The sequence below is a fragment of the Neobacillus sp. Fa239 genome, from assembly GCF_055395235.1.
Map to the genome: position 1 here is coordinate 4,885,690 of NZ_AP041611.1, position 15,384 is coordinate 4,901,073.

15 protein-coding genes are annotated in these 15,384 nt (G+C 42.6%); 2 read left to right on the forward strand and 13 right to left on the reverse strand.

Annotated features, from left to right (window positions below; genetic code table 11):
- Positions 1–86 precede the first annotated feature (86 nt).
- The 9 genes from ACZ5XR_RS24140 to ACZ5XR_RS24180 all read right to left on the reverse strand — a co-directional run bounded on the left by ACZ5XR_RS24140 (position 87) and on the right by ACZ5XR_RS24180 (position 7,146).
- The gene (locus tag ACZ5XR_RS24140; protein WP_464499014.1) at positions 87–386 is read right to left on the reverse strand and encodes a DUF2653 family protein; all 300 of its coding nucleotides are present in this window, start codon (positions 384–386) and stop codon (positions 87–89) included.
- 14 nt (positions 387–400) lie between these two features.
- Entirely contained in the window at positions 401–817 is a 417-nt protein-coding gene (locus ACZ5XR_RS24145) for a hypothetical protein (RefSeq protein WP_464499015.1), read from the reverse strand.
- Between the two features lie 259 nt (positions 818–1,076).
- Positions 1,077–1,625, reverse strand: coding sequence for a 6-phospho-3-hexuloisomerase (gene hxlB / locus ACZ5XR_RS24150; RefSeq protein WP_464499016.1), 549 nt, complete (start codon positions 1,623–1,625; stop codon positions 1,077–1,079).
- A gap of 3 nt (positions 1,626–1,628) precedes the next feature.
- Positions 1,629–2,261 carry a 3-hexulose-6-phosphate synthase gene (gene hxlA / locus ACZ5XR_RS24155; RefSeq protein WP_464499017.1) on the reverse strand — a complete coding sequence of 211 codons (633 nt, stop codon included), beginning with the start codon at positions 2,259–2,261 and terminating at the stop codon, positions 1,629–1,631.
- 120 nt (positions 2,262–2,381) lie between these two features.
- Positions 2,382–3,359, reverse strand: coding sequence for a LacI family DNA-binding transcriptional regulator (locus ACZ5XR_RS24160; RefSeq protein WP_464499018.1), 978 nt, complete (start codon positions 3,357–3,359; stop codon positions 2,382–2,384).
- 92 nt (positions 3,360–3,451) lie between these two features.
- Positions 3,452–4,087: a bifunctional 4-hydroxy-2-oxoglutarate aldolase/2-dehydro-3-deoxy-phosphogluconate aldolase gene (locus ACZ5XR_RS24165; RefSeq protein WP_464499019.1), complete on the reverse strand. Its 636-nt coding sequence runs from the start codon at positions 4,085–4,087 to the stop codon at positions 3,452–3,454.
- A 59-nt stretch (positions 4,088–4,146) separates the two neighbouring features.
- Positions 4,147–5,427, reverse strand: coding sequence for an MFS transporter (locus ACZ5XR_RS24170; RefSeq protein ID WP_464499020.1), 1,281 nt, complete (start codon positions 5,425–5,427; stop codon positions 4,147–4,149).
- A 1-nt stretch (position 5,428) separates the two neighbouring features.
- Complete coding sequence (locus tag ACZ5XR_RS24175; protein ID WP_464499021.1) at positions 5,429–6,388, reverse strand: sugar kinase; 960 nt, start codon at positions 6,386–6,388, stop codon at positions 5,429–5,431.
- Positions 6,385–7,146 carry a sugar phosphate isomerase/epimerase family protein gene (locus ACZ5XR_RS24180; protein ID WP_464499022.1) on the reverse strand — a complete coding sequence of 254 codons (762 nt, stop codon included), beginning with the start codon at positions 7,144–7,146 and terminating at the stop codon, positions 6,385–6,387. The genes ACZ5XR_RS24175 and ACZ5XR_RS24180 overlap by 4 nt, the downstream gene beginning before the upstream one ends.
- Positions 7,147–7,520: 374 nt before the next feature.
- On the opposite strand from ACZ5XR_RS24180, the gene ACZ5XR_RS24185 reads away from it, so the two are divergent.
- Both ACZ5XR_RS24185 and ACZ5XR_RS24190 read left to right on the forward strand, forming a co-directional pair.
- Positions 7,521–8,030 (forward strand): DoxX family protein, encoded by a 510-nt coding sequence (locus tag ACZ5XR_RS24185; protein ID WP_464499023.1) that lies wholly within the window; start codon positions 7,521–7,523, stop codon positions 8,028–8,030.
- Between the two features lie 129 nt (positions 8,031–8,159).
- Positions 8,160–9,377, forward strand: coding sequence for a WD40/YVTN/BNR-like repeat-containing protein (locus ACZ5XR_RS24190; RefSeq protein ID WP_464499024.1), 1,218 nt, complete (start codon positions 8,160–8,162; stop codon positions 9,375–9,377).
- Between the two features lie 161 nt (positions 9,378–9,538).
- Here ACZ5XR_RS24190 and ACZ5XR_RS24195 read toward each other — a convergent pair whose 3' ends face one another.
- The 4 genes from ACZ5XR_RS24195 to galE all read right to left on the reverse strand — a co-directional run bounded on the left by ACZ5XR_RS24195 (position 9,539) and on the right by galE (position 15,382).
- On the reverse strand, positions 9,539–11,596 hold the full coding sequence (locus tag ACZ5XR_RS24195; protein WP_464499025.1) for a GAF domain-containing sensor histidine kinase: 2,058 nt from the start codon (positions 11,594–11,596) through the stop codon (positions 9,539–9,541).
- 226 nt (positions 11,597–11,822) lie between these two features.
- Positions 11,823–12,881 carry an aldose epimerase family protein gene (locus tag ACZ5XR_RS24200; RefSeq protein ID WP_464499026.1) on the reverse strand — a complete coding sequence of 353 codons (1,059 nt, stop codon included), beginning with the start codon at positions 12,879–12,881 and terminating at the stop codon, positions 11,823–11,825.
- An 11-nt stretch (positions 12,882–12,892) separates the two neighbouring features.
- On the reverse strand, positions 12,893–14,389 hold the full coding sequence (gene galT / locus ACZ5XR_RS24205; protein ID WP_464502424.1) for a UDP-glucose--hexose-1-phosphate uridylyltransferase: 1,497 nt from the start codon (positions 14,387–14,389) through the stop codon (positions 12,893–12,895).
- A gap of 3 nt (positions 14,390–14,392) precedes the next feature.
- Positions 14,393–15,382, reverse strand: a complete 990-nt coding sequence (galE, locus tag ACZ5XR_RS24210) for a UDP-glucose 4-epimerase GalE (RefSeq protein WP_464499027.1) — start codon at positions 15,380–15,382, stop codon at positions 14,393–14,395.
- Between the last annotated feature and the right edge of the window lie 2 nt (positions 15,383–15,384).

A 15,384-nucleotide genomic window follows, 5' to 3' on the forward strand; every position in this document is an offset into this window, starting at 1 on the left:
CACGGTGGTCATAGCCGGGGAAGAATTGAGCAATTAACTTTAAAAACCCCGATCCTTACTTGCAAAGGGTCGGGGCTTTTGTGTGACTAGTAATCTTTTAGTTGGACAGATGCCGTAATTCCAACGGCTTCCGTAAAGCTTAATTCCACGAGTAACCGATTGGGATCAAAGTTATGGTAATCACGTAGATACACGGCCACAGCATCAATGACATCCTGCTCATTGAGATTTCTTGTTCGGCCGTGGCAGCGTGCATCAGCAGAAATCCCGTAAGAAGGATGATAAGCTAATTCAACGTCAATGTTTTCCGGATTGGTATATTCTTTTGCAGCGGTAAATACACAAACGCTATCGACAACGTCCTGCTCATTTAAAAATAATTCCACTTTCTTAGCGCCCCCTAATACCTTCTTCTTGAAAAAATGCTTTTTATGATTTTAATAATAATGAATAAAATTAATAAATCTATTAGGAATCCAAACATCGAGAAACCATAGGTTTGACCGTAATAGTGCCCGCCAAACGGGTGAAACATGCTGCCCAAAAAGGTCCCTGCCCCAAAGGCGGCTGCATGACTCCAGAAACTTCCCCTGCTTGAAGAGCGATTTTGCGTATAGGATCGTGACCTGGACACACTGCTTGGAGGCGCTTTGTAACCTGAACGATAGCTGCTCGACCTTGTCGTTGTTGAATGCGAGCCAAATGAGGAAGAGCTGTGGCTAAACGAACTATGCCCCCCGCTGAAACCCCTCGCCTCCGAAAAACTTGGGCCAACAAAACTAAAAAGCAAAACAAATATCACAATCAATTTTTTCATTCTATAATTCTCCTATCAATTGAAAATAAAATAATATAATTCTCATATTCTAACCCATAATATCTTACGTATCAACTTTGAAAAGGATTCAAAAAAATTTGGGGGTCAGTCCCCCGCCGCTTTAAAGGAGTCCACTGAAAATCTAAGATTACAATGCTTGTCATTGTATGTAGATATAAAAAATGCAGTTTATTGTCCGGATACTGACAATAAACTGCATTTTTTCCAGTCAAAACTTTATTGATTTTTCGTGTTCATTCTACTCCAAGTTGCTATGTCTCCCAAATGCAGCAGTATGATCGACCTCGTTCAACTTACTGAACAGTAAACAAATCGTATCAAACAAAATATGAACACATTGGTCAAATAAGGATCCGAGCGGCTGAATCGTTTGCAGCTCATTTTCACGACGGTACTTAGTTGCTGCCGGTACATGAAGGACCTTGGTGGCTGACACCGTCAGCGCTGACTCAGGATTGGTTGTAACCGCAATAACTGAACAGCCCAGCGATTGTGTTTTTTCAGCCGTCCAGACCACACTCTTCGTCGTTCCTGAGCCAGAAACGGCCACAAGAAGGTCACCTTCTGCAATCGATGGAGTGATGGTTTCACCAACGACAAATACAGTTGCACCCAAGTGCATTAATCTCATCGCGAACGATTTGGCCATTAACCCGGAGCGGCCCTCGCCAATGATAAAAATCCTCTTTGCTTTTTGCAATTCTAAAGCCAATTGCTGGAGCTCTTCCTCTGCCACCTGACTTAGAACAGTTTCTACTTCCTTTAAAATCGTTGGAACTACTAACATCTTCTATTCCCCCTTTAAAATGGCCTGTTTCAATTTTGCTGCGGCTTCTGCTGGATTACTTGCTTTGGTAATCGCTGAGCCTACAATGACCACCGATGGATTCAAGGACTTCCTTAAATCGGCTAACGAATCAATGGTAATTCCACCTGCTGCAGCAATTTCAATGGAGGTACCTGTAAAGAGCTCCCTCTTTATCCCCCTATTCCGTGCACCGGATTCCTCTTGTTCATCCTTACTAACGTGGGCGCAAAAGATGGCGTCCGGATAGTTCAATAATCCCCTTACCTGATCATCAGATGTGTTTAATAAATCAAACATCACCTTTTTATCATAATGAGCGGCAACTTCCATGCAGGCATCAATCGTTACTAACGGGGAAACCCCCATGACGGTGGCGATATCGGCTCCCGCCTGAAAGGCCATTTCAAATTCATATCGGGCATTATCAATCGTTTTCATGTCAGCTACGATGGCTTTATGGGGAAAAGCTTGTTTCAACTCTCGCACACTCGCCATCCCGAATTCTTTGATTAAAGAGGTACCGACTTCTACCCAATCAATGGAATCCTCTACGATTCTCGTTATTTGTATGGCATCGGCGATTTCCAGCCGATCCAAGGCTAGTTGTATTTTCATGTTTTGAGCTCCTTTTAACACAAATAAATCGATTTACTAAATCGGTTTATTAAAATTGTACTCCTCTTCTATCTATTTTTCAATGAAGAATCCAAGATGGTGTCAGGCACCATTAACCTCTTACACCATCTTGCTCGGGAACACGTACTCTTCTGGTTCAATCTCCACTTTATTGATTTGGTCAAACAACAATTCAGCTGCTTTTTTCCCCATTTCCGACGCTGGCTGGACAATAAATGAGATTGGCGTTTCCACCAAATGAGCAAACGGAATATTATCAAAGACGATCAAGTCGATATCTTGTCCAAGTTTTAGTCCCTTTTCTTTTAAAAATTCAACAACCGTTAAAAATACACGGTCATTACCAGCAAACAGTGCCGTTGGCCGTTCCTTCAAGGAAAAGAGTGTTTCCAATTTGCCTTTCATCTCATCAATACTTGATTCGATCATGAACTCAGGTCGAATAGGGTAACCAGCATCCGTTAGTGCCCTTTTATAGCCTTCTAACCGCTCCTTTCGCGTGCTAACGGTTAGCGGCTGGACGGCAAAGGCGATGTGTTGATGACCTTTTGCAATAAAGCTTTGAATCGCCTTATAAGTAGACTCGACATTATCCGTTACCACGGAAAAGGCATCAAAGGTCTCTACTTTTCGGTCGACAAACACGACCGGGTAACCTTCCTTGATCATACTTTCATATAAATGATTATTTTGTCCGGTTGGAAAAATAATCAGCCCATCTACCTGCTTTGCTCGCAGCATTTCAATATAGCGCTTCTCCTTTTCCGGATCATCATCAGCATTACAAACGATGGCATGCAGATCATTGTCTTGACAGAAATCCTCAATCGCCCGGCTGATTTCTGTTGATAAATAGTGCATAATATTGGCCACAATAATCGCAACCATCGAAGTCCGCTTTTGCTTTAAGCTTCTGGCAATATAATTCGGTTGGTATCCAAGCCTTTCAATCGCTTCTCCAATTTTTTGCTTGGTTTTTTCTCCCATATATTCAAACCGTTTATTTAAAAATTGCGAAACGGTGCTTTTTGACACACCAGCTTCTTTCGCTACGTCGGCCATAGTCACTTTTTCCATTCTATCTTCCTCTTTCACCATGCTTCAATGACTTCATTTTAGCTATAAATCGGTTATATTTCCAGTTTAGAAGAAGAAAGTAGATGATCCCCTCATCCTCGGGCTAACCGAACCTCTTTCATCAGCTTTCTTGCCTTTTCGGTTACTTCCGCTAAATAAGTCTCCGATAATTCCCTGTTGGGATCGACCAAAGAAGTCCCTACCCCAACCGCTACAGCACCAACCTTCATATATTCCTTTGCATTCTCCAGATTAATTCCTCCTGTTGGCATGAGCGGAATTTGCGGCAGCGGTCCAGCGATATTTTTAAAATAGCCTGGGCCAACACACCCTGCTGGAAATACTTTTATGACATCGGCACCATGTTCATAGGCGTTCAAAATTTCCGTTGGTGTGAAGGCGCCAGGAACACTGATGACGCCATATCGTTTCGTCATCCGGATGGTCTCGATATTGACTGTCGGTGAAAAAATAAACCGCGAGCCTGCCATAATCGCTGCCCTTGCCGTCACAGCATCAAGAACAGTACCGGCTCCTACCAAAAGTTCATCGCCAAACACATCGGCTGCTTTTTCTATGATTGCCAGTGCCTTTGGAGTTTCCATTGTTATTTCAAGAGCCGTAACTCCACCTTCCTTTAATGCTTTCCCTATCGGAATAATGGACTCGAGCGACGCTCCCCGAATGACAGCAACCACCGCTCTTCTTTTGATTTCCTCAACACTCATCCAAACCTCTCCTTTAATAGCAACAGCCTTAGAGTGACCTCTAAAGCTGCCTGCTTGTTTTATGCACTTACTTTGACACCATTAATTTTACTTTGCTTTTTTGCTGCGCTTACCGCCCAAACTGTTAGAATCGCAGAAAGGAATAGGGAACCTGCCATAAAGACGTAAGATGCACCAAATCCTCCTGTGACCCCATTCAAGTAACCTACTGCATAAGAACCAACAAACGAACCTAAAGCGCCCATACTGTTGATCAGGGCCATCGCGCCTCCAGCAACATTACGAGGAAGGATTTCCGGAATAATTGCAAAGAATGGACCATATGGTGCATACATCGCACCGCCTGCGATTACCAACAGGATAAAGGAAATCCAGAAATGATTTGTTCCAATGGCATAAGAGATATAAAAGGCTACTGCTCCTATTAGCAGGAATGGCCAAACAAAAGCGTTACGGTTTAATGTTTTATCTGAGAAGTAAGAAGCTACTAACATTAAAATAACGGAAAGGATGTAAGGTATAGATGACAACCAGCCTGTTTCCACAATCCCCATATTCGGAGCTGCTTTAATAATTGAAGGGAGCCACATAACAAATCCATAAACTCCAATGCTCCATAATGCATACTGGAAACTTAATAAAATAACTGGTTTCGATTTAAATGCTTCACGATAATTTTTAACAGGTTTTAAGCCTTCTTGTTCTTTTTCCATCTGTTGCTCTAAATCTAGCTTTTCTTGTTCAGTTAACCATTTTGCGTCCTTCGGTTTATCCTGAACTAATTTCCACCAAAGGAAGGCCCAGATGATTGCAGGAAGCCCTTCAAAAATAAACATCCATCTCCAGTTAAAAGCCTTTAACAGATAACCAGAAACAATCGACATCCATAATACAGTGGCTGGGTTTCCTAAGATTAAGAAGGTATTGGCGCGTGAACGCTCAGACTTCGTAAACCAGTGACTTAAGAAGATGAGCATCGATGGCATAACAGCGCTTTCAACAACACCTAAAGCAAAACGAATGACAAATAAAATATGAACATTGCGAATAAGGCCCGTGCAGGATGCTAATGCGCCCCATAAAATCAACGACCAGAAAATCAACTTTTTCGCGCTGTTTTTTTCCGCATAATGAGCTCCAGGAACCTGGAAAAAGAAATAACCTAAGAAGAACAGTGAACCAAGTAAGGAAGAAGTGCCTGGTGTAATGTGCAAGTCCTTGGCTAATCCTGCCGCCGCACCAAATCCATAGTTGGCACGGTCAAGATAGGCTAGACTATACGTGATGAAGGCAATCGGAATTAAGCGCAGCCATCTTTGTTTAGCAATTGTTTGTTTCATCTCATTTCACTCCCTGTAAGTAGTTTTCTATATATTTGTGCAGCTGTATTTTGGTTGGATAGCCATCATTGTCGCCTGGAGATTGAACAGCTAAAGAACCAATCGCATTCCCCCTTAAAACGGCATCCTCAACGGATAAGGATTCAAGCACTCCGCTAATGACACCTACGGCAAAACCATCGCCAGCACCAACCGTATCTACTACTTCCTGCACCTTAAAACCAGGAACTGTTCCCTCTACTGTTGCTGTTTTATAAAAGGCTCCTTCTTCACCGAGCTTAATGACGACAAGCTGGGCACCTTTTTCTAAGTAAAAGGACGCAATATCACGAGGTTTTTTAAAACCTGTTAACATCTCACCCTCAGTAATCCCCGGCAGTACATAGTCTGCTTGGAAAGCAATCGCATTGATTTGCTCAACCATTTCTTTCTCAGTTGACCAAAGGGATGGCCTTAAGTTCGGGTCAAATGAAACCGTTCGGCCATTTTTCTTCATAAATGATAAAGCATGTTTAGCGAAAGCTCTTGTCTGCTCCGAAATGGCTAATGGAATCCCAGTCATATGCAAATGTTGAGCAGAAAGAAAATACTCTTCATGAAAATCAACGATTTGAAGATGGCTGGCAGCTGAGCCCTTACGAAAATATTGAACCTCAGGATCCCCTTCGGTCACCTTCGATTTCAATTGAAATCCTGTTGGATGATGTTCATCCATTAAAACCTGGTCTATGTCAACGTTTTCATCCAACAGCCGGTTAACAATAAACCTGCCAAAAGCATCCCTGCCTACTTTGCTGACCCATCCAGCTTGAAGACCTAATCTTGCAAGTCCAATCGCTACATTGGTTTCAGCACCGGCGAGTTCAAGTGTAAATTGATTGGATTCATGCAATGCCCCTGGCTGAATGGCCATAAACATCGCCATTGCCTCACCAAAGGTAATCACATCCAGCTGTTTCATACGATCACCTCACTTCTAGTTGCTAAATCCGTCATTAACCGAATATAATCTGCAATTTTCTCCTTCGGCTCTATCGGGAATTCCAACGCTTTTACCATCTCAAGCGGAAAATGACGTAATACTCTTTGCCAACTGTCGTTCCCTTCCTGTTGAATTGGCACCGTAATTGGCCCTTTTTCCACTTGTTTTAAATGAAGATATACGACATATTGTGAAAGCTTCTCCAAAGCAGCTTCAACGTCCTCACCAGAATAAAACCAGTTCCCAGCATCAAAGGTCATTTTAACCGGGATATTGTCTTCAGCAGCGCTTTCGAAAAAGGTGGTTAAATGATTGATATTCCCGCCATGTAGGGTCTGGTCATTTTCGACCAGTAATTGAATTTCCTTATGTTTATTTAAAAAGGTGGTTAATTCCCTGACCTTCGATTTCGCCTTATTGTAATGCCCAAGCGACACCTTCAGCCACTTTGCTTCAAGCGTTTTCCCCTCTTGAAACACTTCAGTGATTTCCACTTCATTGAATCGATGGTCTTCTCTCCATAATTCAACCGGAGCAGAGTAAACGGTAAAAAGTCCATATTTGTCAATTTCATTTCGAATCGTTTCTAACTGTTGTTCTCCTACCGGCAATAGTTCACGACGAATCTCAACCCCAAGAGCGCCTGATTGTGCAATCAATTCTATAAAGGATACTTGCCCATTCTCTAACACTTCGAATCTATCAAAAGCGTTCAACGGGACAATCACGTTTTGCATGTTAAAGATCCTTTCTTTGCTGTTTTTTGGTAAATTTTATCACTAAATCGATTTAGTAAATCGATTTATTTAAAGTATAAAAGAAATGTAAGCGCTTTGCAATACAATTTTTTGGCCTATTTTTATCTCGAATAAAAAGGGTGCAAGAAAATCTAATGAGCCATTTCCTGCTGGTCTTTTATCAGGATCGTGAAAATGTGCTTTTTCAGTAGCCTCCTGTAAAGCAGCAGGGACTGCCCCCGTAATAAATTGTTCAAATCTTTTTTACAAATATGTGAAACATTGAACAATAAACTCTCAATTCAAGATAAAAGGATTATAATAACAGTGTAATCAAGTTATTAATAATACTTTTTCATAAAGGAGTCTTTTATATGTTTAACAAATTTTTAAGAGAAAACAAAGCTGCTGCAACCATTCTTACGGTCATACGTTTATATCTTGGCTACGAATTCTTAATGGCCGGCTTCCACAAATTATCAGGGGGATTTGATGCGACCGGCTTCCTAAAAGGCGCCGTAGCGAATCCAGTGAAAGGTCCAGATGGCAGCATCGTTTACAATACCTATGTAGGATTCTTACAACACTTTGCCTTACCAAACGCACATATCTTTAACACAATCGTTCCATTAGGTGAATTTCTCGTTGGTTTAGGATTAATTCTTGGCTGCTTAACAACCTCGGCAGTGTTCTTCGGTTTAGTGATGAACTTCTCTTATGTGATGGCCGGAACCGTATCTACTAATCCATTAGATATTTTACTAGGTGTGATCATCATTGCTGCCGGCTACAACGCAGGCCGCGTTGGTCTTGACCGCTGGGTCGTTCCATTCCTTCGCAAAATGACGGTGAAAGAAAACAAAACAGCTAATTTAAAAGCGTAACTTGAAAAAACCTCTCTCCTGTCTTATGGAGGGAGGTACTTTTTTTTTCCATAAATGACTGTTGCAGGTTGTAGTGTAACTCATTTTGAATAAACTAAGTCTAATATTTATAAAAGGGGGGATTTCAACGTGTTGAAAAATAAGATCCTATTGATGGTTTTCGGTCTTTCCATTGTCCTTGCCGGATGCGGGCCAGCGGATAACCAAAAAACAAGTAACACAGTCTCAGTAACCAGCAAACCACCCACTCATCAAACATCAAATTCTTCCGCTAACAGTACAAATACTGGATCTAGTCAAACGAGTGCACCATCATCAACTCTTCCTACAACAAATACATCAGCACAAAGTAAAATCAATATGAGCATGGTCACTGCCGTCAGATTAGCTGACTTTAATACCGGCTGGCTCGGTGGAAATGGATGGATAGCAAAAACAACGTCGAGAGGGGCAAAATGGACAGTTGTCTACACAGATAAGGGTACCGTTCAGCAATTATTTGCTCTAAATCATTCAGATATTTGGGCAACTATTAACAAAGGTGGAAACAATTTGACGCTCCTTCACTCCAGTGATGGCGGCCAGCACTGGGTGTCTTCCGGATCGACGCCCAATAAAGCTTTTCTTCATTTCACCTCAAAAACAACCGCTTTGAGTGGAAATGCCGTTTCACTTGACGGCGGGAAAACCTGGCATTCACTTCTGATACCCAAAAACATGGCCGGAGACGCGTATTTTCATGACGTGAATAATGGCTGGGCCGTTACTCAACGTAATAATGCTTTTTATGTAAATAGAACGACAGATGGGGGAAAATCGTGGAAAGTGGTGATGACCAAAAAGCTTGAATCCCCTCTTGCAGGTGCGATTATCCGGTCAGCAGGAACGAATGATTCGTGGATTGAGCTAATTGGCGGCACTGGAATGACTCAAACTTCTTACTCTGTTTTCCACACAACTGATGGAGGAAAGTCATGGAGAACAGTCATCGCCAATTCTACTGCAGGCGGCGGACCAGCTCCTGGATTTAGCCTTGGGTATAATAAAGGACCAACCAACAAAGGGTCGAAGCCAGGAACTCTTTATGTCGTAAACCCACAAGTAGCTTTCATGAGCGGGTCATGCCCTGCCTGCGATCAACCGAATTCCATCGGCTGGACAAAAGATGGAGGAAAAACATGGGTCAATAGCAAAGTGGCCTTATCAGGATACGGTGAATCGTACCTGGCCATCGCTGATGCCAATCACGGCTGGTGGATCACAACCGAGAACACAAAACCAAGCATCATGTACACCACATCAGACGGCGGCATTCACTGGAAACAAGCGCATCTTTTCGGGGACTAGTCCATGGGGGCTAGTCCATGGGGGCTAGTCCATGGGGGCTAGTCCATGGGGGCTAGTCCATGGGGGTCAGTCCCCCGTTACTGTAACGCATTAAAGGAGCGGGGGACTGACCCCCATCACATACGAATGAACCCCACTCCCAAAAAGGAATGAGGTTCTTTTTACTTTTCAGCGTTCCCACCTTCAGGAGAATGAAACCGAACATAAAAGGTGGTCCCTTCTTCCCCCGTCTGAATATCAATTTTTGCATGATGGCGGGCAGCGATGGCGTAGCTGACCCCTAACCCCAGGCCGGTGCCTTTTTCTTTGGTTGTGAAAAAAGGAGTACCCAATTTTTCTAGTACTTCCGGTTTGATCCCGTCACCTTGATCCACAATGGCAAGAACGACAAAACCATCTTCTTGGTAGGTTCTGATGGATAAGACCTTCCCTTCACCCATCGCTTCTAAGCCGTTTCGGTAAAGATTGATGATTAATTGGCGGATCTCATTTCGATTTAAACGCAATGATGGGATAGTTTGCGTATCGATATGGATATATTTTTTTTGATTATATGCATCAACCTGAATTAACGGAGTCATATCATGTATGATGGAATTTAAATCTAGCTGCTGTAAATCCGAAGTTCTTGTATTACTCATGGAAAGGAACTCAGTTATGATGGAATTGGCACGATCAAGCTCTTCCATCATTAAATCCAAGTAATGTTTATACCCTTCAAATTCTTTCTCATCCTTTAATATTTGCAAAAATCCCCGGACGGTTGTTAAAGGGTTTCTGATTTCATGGCTGATCCCTGCAGCCATTTGCCCGATTAATTCCAGCCCCGATAACCTTTTCAGTTCCATCTCATACTTCTTTTTTTCCGTTATGTCTTTAATCAGACCACAAGCTCCATCACCATATGGGTAGGCAACGATTTCATACCATATATCACTATAGGCAGAGCGTGTTTCAAAGTGCACGGGGATCCGCTCCGACATGACCCGATGAAATTCTTTAAAGAAAACAGTATCAACATACTCCGGATATACCTCCCAGATACTTTTGCCTAATACTTCTATTGGCTTTTTATTAAGAGGTAATGAATGCTGTTGATTGACATAAATAAATTTCCATTCTTTATTTAACGCGATAAATCCATCTGAAATATTTTCAATGACATTTATATTTTTCTCATGGGCATCAGCAAGCTCCCTTGTCCGCTCTTCAACCACGTTTTCCAATTGGTTCAAATACAAAAGGCTGGTTAATGTTGAAGCAGTGGCATCAACGATCGATTGCGCCAGTTGGATTTGCGATTCGGTATATACGAGTCCATCTTCTTCCATATTCACAACGGCGATAATCCCTAGAACCTCGGACATGGATACGAGTGGAATTATAAATAGACCTTTTATGGAAAAATCTTGGTTAAACCTCCCATCAGCCGCTAAATCCGGGACGTTGATCGCCCTTTTTGTTTTAATCACCATTTGAATCAAGTCATTAAAATTCTTCTTCGCAAATTTTCCAATCAGATCTTCTTCAAGATTACTTGATTTAAAACGGTTCTCAGCTAATAGGTGGACACCCATTTGATCAGAATCCAACACCATTTCTAAATAGAAATAACATTTTTTTATACTTTCCTGCATCGAGGCACACATTGAAAGCTCCCGAGTGGCATCCAGCAGCAGTTGCTTTTCTGTAAGGAGATCTTCCTTCTGTGTTAAATAATTGGCATTTCGAATCGCCACTGCCGCCATATTCACATAGGCCTCAACACTTTGAATTTCTGAATCGGTTAAATTCATTGGGATCCCATAATCAAACAAAAAAACTAAGCCAAATAGCTCTTCCTCAAATGAAATTGGGAGAGCTAGCATGGATTTGATTTGAAAGGCTTCGACCGGCACAGTATCTGGCCGATGATCCTTTGAAGTATCAGGGATGTAGATGGTTTTCTTTGTTTCAATTACTTCTCTTGCCAACTTATCTATATTAGGATCAATCAACTGTGAATCAAGTGTTAATCCATTAATGGTTTTTGGTTTTCCAGCATAGCCGCGATAGGTCCCATCTCCCTGTGGTAAAAAAACCCCAACAGCATCACACTGGACGATTTCCTCCGATATGGCGGTTGTCACGTGCTCTAATACATCACGAAGCTCCAGCTTCATATTAATTAATTTTGTAATATTCGCAAGCCGAGAATACCTCGTTTGGTCCTTTACCATTTACACAAACTCCAATCACTCGGTAATATCTGTCATTCATTGTTGTAAAAACCCCGCAAAGTAATATGGAACGCTATATACCTTCGACTAAGTATTTCATCTTTCTCATTTTACAATAGAATTTAAGATATTAATCACAAAATTAAAAAGAAAAAAGAAAAATGGGACTAAAAGTGTGTGCCAGACTTTATCACATTAAAGCAACGGGGGTCAGTCCCCCGCTGCTTTAACGTAGCGGGGGTCTGACCCCAAATTTATATTTTGTCACCGAAGTAAACACTTCATCCTTTTCCAAAATGCTGGACGGGAAGTGCGGGTGGTGGATGGAGTCGGGCAGGCCTTGGGTTTCGAGGCATAAGCCCAGGTATTTTTGTGATTGGACTCCCTGAATGGAGAATTGATCTCCCATTTGATTGCCGGTGTAGAGGACGACGGCTGGCTGGTCGGTTTCGACCATTAAAACCCGGCCGCTTTCATGATCGGCTAGAGTGATTTCCCCGTGATTGTTTTCATCTAATAGGAACGGATGATCATAGCCCTTTCCGGCAAGAAGATTCTGGGGATGGCTGGACTCCACACCATCAATAATTTTTCTTCCAGCACGGAAATCAAACGGTGTCTCCTCGACTTGTAAAAACTCACCCGTTGGAATGAGCTGTTCATCCAGTTCAAGAAAACGGCTGCTCTTTAATGTTAATTCATGCTGGACGATGTCCCTTTTCCCATTCCCGCTTAAATTAAAATACGTATGGTTCGTGACATTCAGCAAAGTGGTCTGATCCGTTTCGCCTGTATAGCTAATCACCAGTTCATTCTCATTATTCAATGTGTAGGTAACCTTCATCAAGAGATTCCCGGGATAACCTTCTTCCCCATCCTTACTTAAATAGGAAAATTCCAGGCTTACAGAATCCTCGTTTTCAACCAAATTCGTTTTCCACAGGACTTTATCAAAGCCCTTTACACCGCCGTGAAGGTGGTTTCCATTATCATTGGCGGCTAATCGATAGGTTTGATCATTCAGTACGAATTCCGCCCCTTTAATCCTCCCTGCGAATCTTCCGACAACAGCCCCAAAATAAGGGGAATGTTCCACGTACTCTTCAATCGTATCAAAACCAAGCACGATATTCTCGAATACCCCGTTCCGGTCAGGGGTCACGATTTTGGTAATGATACACCCGTAGTCAATACTTGTGACTTCCATTCCTTGAGCGTTGATTAACGTATAGGCTGTAATCGTTTGGCCATCCAGCACACCAAAAGGCTGTTGTAAAATTTTCATTGCACTGTCTCCTATCTATTTAAAGAAGAAATGAATTTTATGAAAGCCTCTTGTCCTTCCTCATTCCGTTTAAAGACGCCCGCATCCTCTAAAACCCTTAAAAATTTGTGCCCTACCTCTTTTTGCACAATTTTCTTTACGGAATCAGCGGTCAATTCCTCTTGATATCGTTTTTTCAATTCATCGGCCCAAGGGATATGATAGGCTTCAATCTGATTTGACTCTTCCAGTAAATATTTTTCCAGCTCCAGCAATTCTGTCTTCAGGCGCGCCGGCAGGACAGCCAAGCCCATCACTTCAATTAAACCAATATTCTCTTTCTTGATATGGTGAACATCTGCATGTGGATGGAAAATCCCTAGCGGATGCTCCTCGTTTGTGCGGTTATTGCGCAAAACAAGGTCGACCTCGTATTCCTGTTCCCGTCTTCTAACGATCGGCGTAATCGTATTATGCCTCGTTTCACCCGAATAGGCGATGAGAGCGACACTCTCGTCTGAGTAATTCTTCCATCTTCCAAGTATGAAATCGCATGTCTCGACGAGCTCTTCCTTTGAGGCACTTCTTAATCGAATGACTGACATCGGCCACTTAATAATAGCGGCATGAATCGCCGGAAAGGCATCGATGGTAAAAGTGAATTCCTCTTCCGCCTTCGCCATCGCAAACTCATAGTTGCCGCCCTGATAATGGTCATGGGTAAGGATGGAGCCTCCAACAATCGGCAGATCCGCATTCGATCCGATAAAATAATGCGGGAATTTCTCGACGAATTCTAACAGCCTTTGAAAAGCTTCCCGGTTAATGACCATATCCCGGTGCTCCCGGCACAAAACAATACAATGCTCAGGATAATAAACATATGGCGAGTATTGGAAAAACCAAGGCTCCTCCGTTAGCTCGAGGCGAATCATTCGATGGTTCGACCTTGCCGGGTGGCCGATTCTTCCGGCATATCCCTCATTTTCCGCACAAAGCAGGCATGTCGGGTATTGAGAAGTAACCGTTTTTCTTTCCTTTTCCCTAGCAATCTCCTTAGGATCCTTTTCCGGCTTCGATAAATTGATGGTTATATCGAGCTTCCCGTAAGGAGTATCCGCTTTATAATTAATGTTTTTACTGATTCGTTTCGTCTGTATATAATTGCTCCTCTGACTTAACTCATAGAAAAATTCCGTTGCCTTTTCAGGCTGCTCCCGATATTTTTCATAAAAATTCTTATTGACATCGGAGGGTCTTGGCATAAAAACATTCATGATCTTACTGCTCAATATTTCTTTTTCGTCAAATAGGTCCTCGATAACTCCCTCTTGAACCGCAAACTCTACCAGCTTATCCAAAAGATCAGGAATATCAAGCCCTGTATTCTCCACTTGTATATCAGGGAAATCCGTCAAATTTAAAAGAGCCATAATCTGATTCCTGGCATAGATTTCGTCCTCTTTTTGAATCATATTCAATGAAATGGCCCGCCCGACAAGCTGCTGTATGTCCAAAAAAACGTTCATCATTTACTTTGCGTACCCGTTTGGATGGGCCTGGTGCCAATTCCACGCATGCTCGATAATTTCATGAATGGAAGTCCGCGTTGGATTCCAGCTGAGAACACGTTTCGCTTTTTCGGAGGACGCAATCAAAGAACCCGGGTCGCCGGCACGTCTTCCCTCAATTTTTGCCGGTATGGGGTGACCCGTCACTTTTCTAACAGCCTCGACAATTTCCTTCACCGAAAACCCGCCGCCGCTGCCAAGGTTAAACACATTGCTTTCTCCACCCTCAGCCAGGTAACTAAGAGCTAAGATATGGGCATTAATTAAATCCTCTACATGAATATAATCGCGGATGCATGTTCCATCCTCGGTATCATAATCTTCGCCAAAAATGGAGATATATTCGCGCTGACCCAAGGCAACCTGCAGAACCACCGGAATCAAGTGAGTTTCAGGATGATGGTCTTCGCCGATTTCTCCCGTGGCTCTTGCACCGGCCACATTGAAATACCGTAACGCAACATATTTAATTCCGTACGCCTCGTCACACCATCTCATTAATTTTTCCATCGCCAGCTTTGTTTCCCCATAAGCATTGGTTGGAAGGGTGACCGCTTCTTCGGTGATCGGCATGACCTTTTGATCACCATAGGTGGCCGCAGTAGAGGAAAAGACGATTTTTTTGACGCCGAAATCCTTCATCACGTCCAATAGTACTTGTGTTCCGTAAACATTATTATCGAAGTACTTAATCGGATTGGTCATCGATTCACCGACAAGGGAATTGGCGGCAAAATGAATCACGCCGTCGATTTGCTCTTTTTCAAACACGGTTTGTAAAAAGGCTTTATCGCGAATATCCCCTTTATAAAATTTCGCTTGCGGGTGGATGGCATCCTCATGGCCCGTTTGTAAATTATCCACTACGACGACATCATATTTTTGATCAATTAACTGGTAAACTGCATGTGACCCAATATAACCTGCACCACCAAGAACTAATATGCTCATTT

Excerpts from the sequence above, each read along its gene's own strand:
- ACZ5XR_RS24145 (WP_464499015.1), bottom strand. The coding sequence starts at position 817 with ATGAAAAAATTGATTGTGATATTTGTTTTGCTTTTTAGTTTTGTTGGC.
- hxlB (WP_464499016.1), bottom strand. The coding sequence starts at position 1,625 with ATGTTAGTAGTTCCAACGATTTTAAAGGAAGTAGAAACTGTTCTAAGT.
- hxlA (WP_464499017.1), bottom strand. The coding sequence starts at position 2,261 with ATGAAAATACAACTAGCCTTGGATCGGCTGGAAATCGCCGATGCCATA.
- ACZ5XR_RS24160 (WP_464499018.1), bottom strand. The coding sequence starts at position 3,359 with ATGGAAAAAGTGACTATGGCCGACGTAGCGAAAGAAGCTGGTGTGTCA.
- ACZ5XR_RS24165 (WP_464499019.1), bottom strand. The coding sequence starts at position 4,087 with ATGAGTGTTGAGGAAATCAAAAGAAGAGCGGTGGTTGCTGTCATTCGG.
- ACZ5XR_RS24170 (WP_464499020.1), bottom strand. The coding sequence starts at position 5,427 with ATGAAACAAACAATTGCTAAACAAAGATGGCTGCGCTTAATTCCGATT.
- ACZ5XR_RS24175 (WP_464499021.1), bottom strand. The coding sequence starts at position 6,388 with ATGAAACAGCTGGATGTGATTACCTTTGGTGAGGCAATGGCGATGTTT.
- ACZ5XR_RS24180 (WP_464499022.1), bottom strand. The coding sequence starts at position 7,146 with ATGCAAAACGTGATTGTCCCGTTGAACGCTTTTGATAGATTCGAAGTG.
- ACZ5XR_RS24185 (WP_464499023.1), top strand. The coding sequence starts at position 7,521 with ATGTTTAACAAATTTTTAAGAGAAAACAAAGCTGCTGCAACCATTCTT.
- ACZ5XR_RS24195 (WP_464499025.1), bottom strand. The coding sequence starts at position 11,596 with ATGGTAAAGGACCAAACGAGGTATTCTCGGCTTGCGAATATTACAAAA.
- ACZ5XR_RS24200 (WP_464499026.1), bottom strand. The coding sequence starts at position 12,881 with ATGAAAATTTTACAACAGCCTTTTGGTGTGCTGGATGGCCAAACGATT.
- galT (WP_464502424.1), bottom strand. The coding sequence starts at position 14,389 with ATGAACGTTTTTTTGGACATACAGCAGCTTGTCGGGCGGGCCATTTCA.
- galE (WP_464499027.1), bottom strand. The coding sequence starts at position 15,382 with ATGAGCATATTAGTTCTTGGTGGTGCAGGTTATATTGGGTCACATGCA.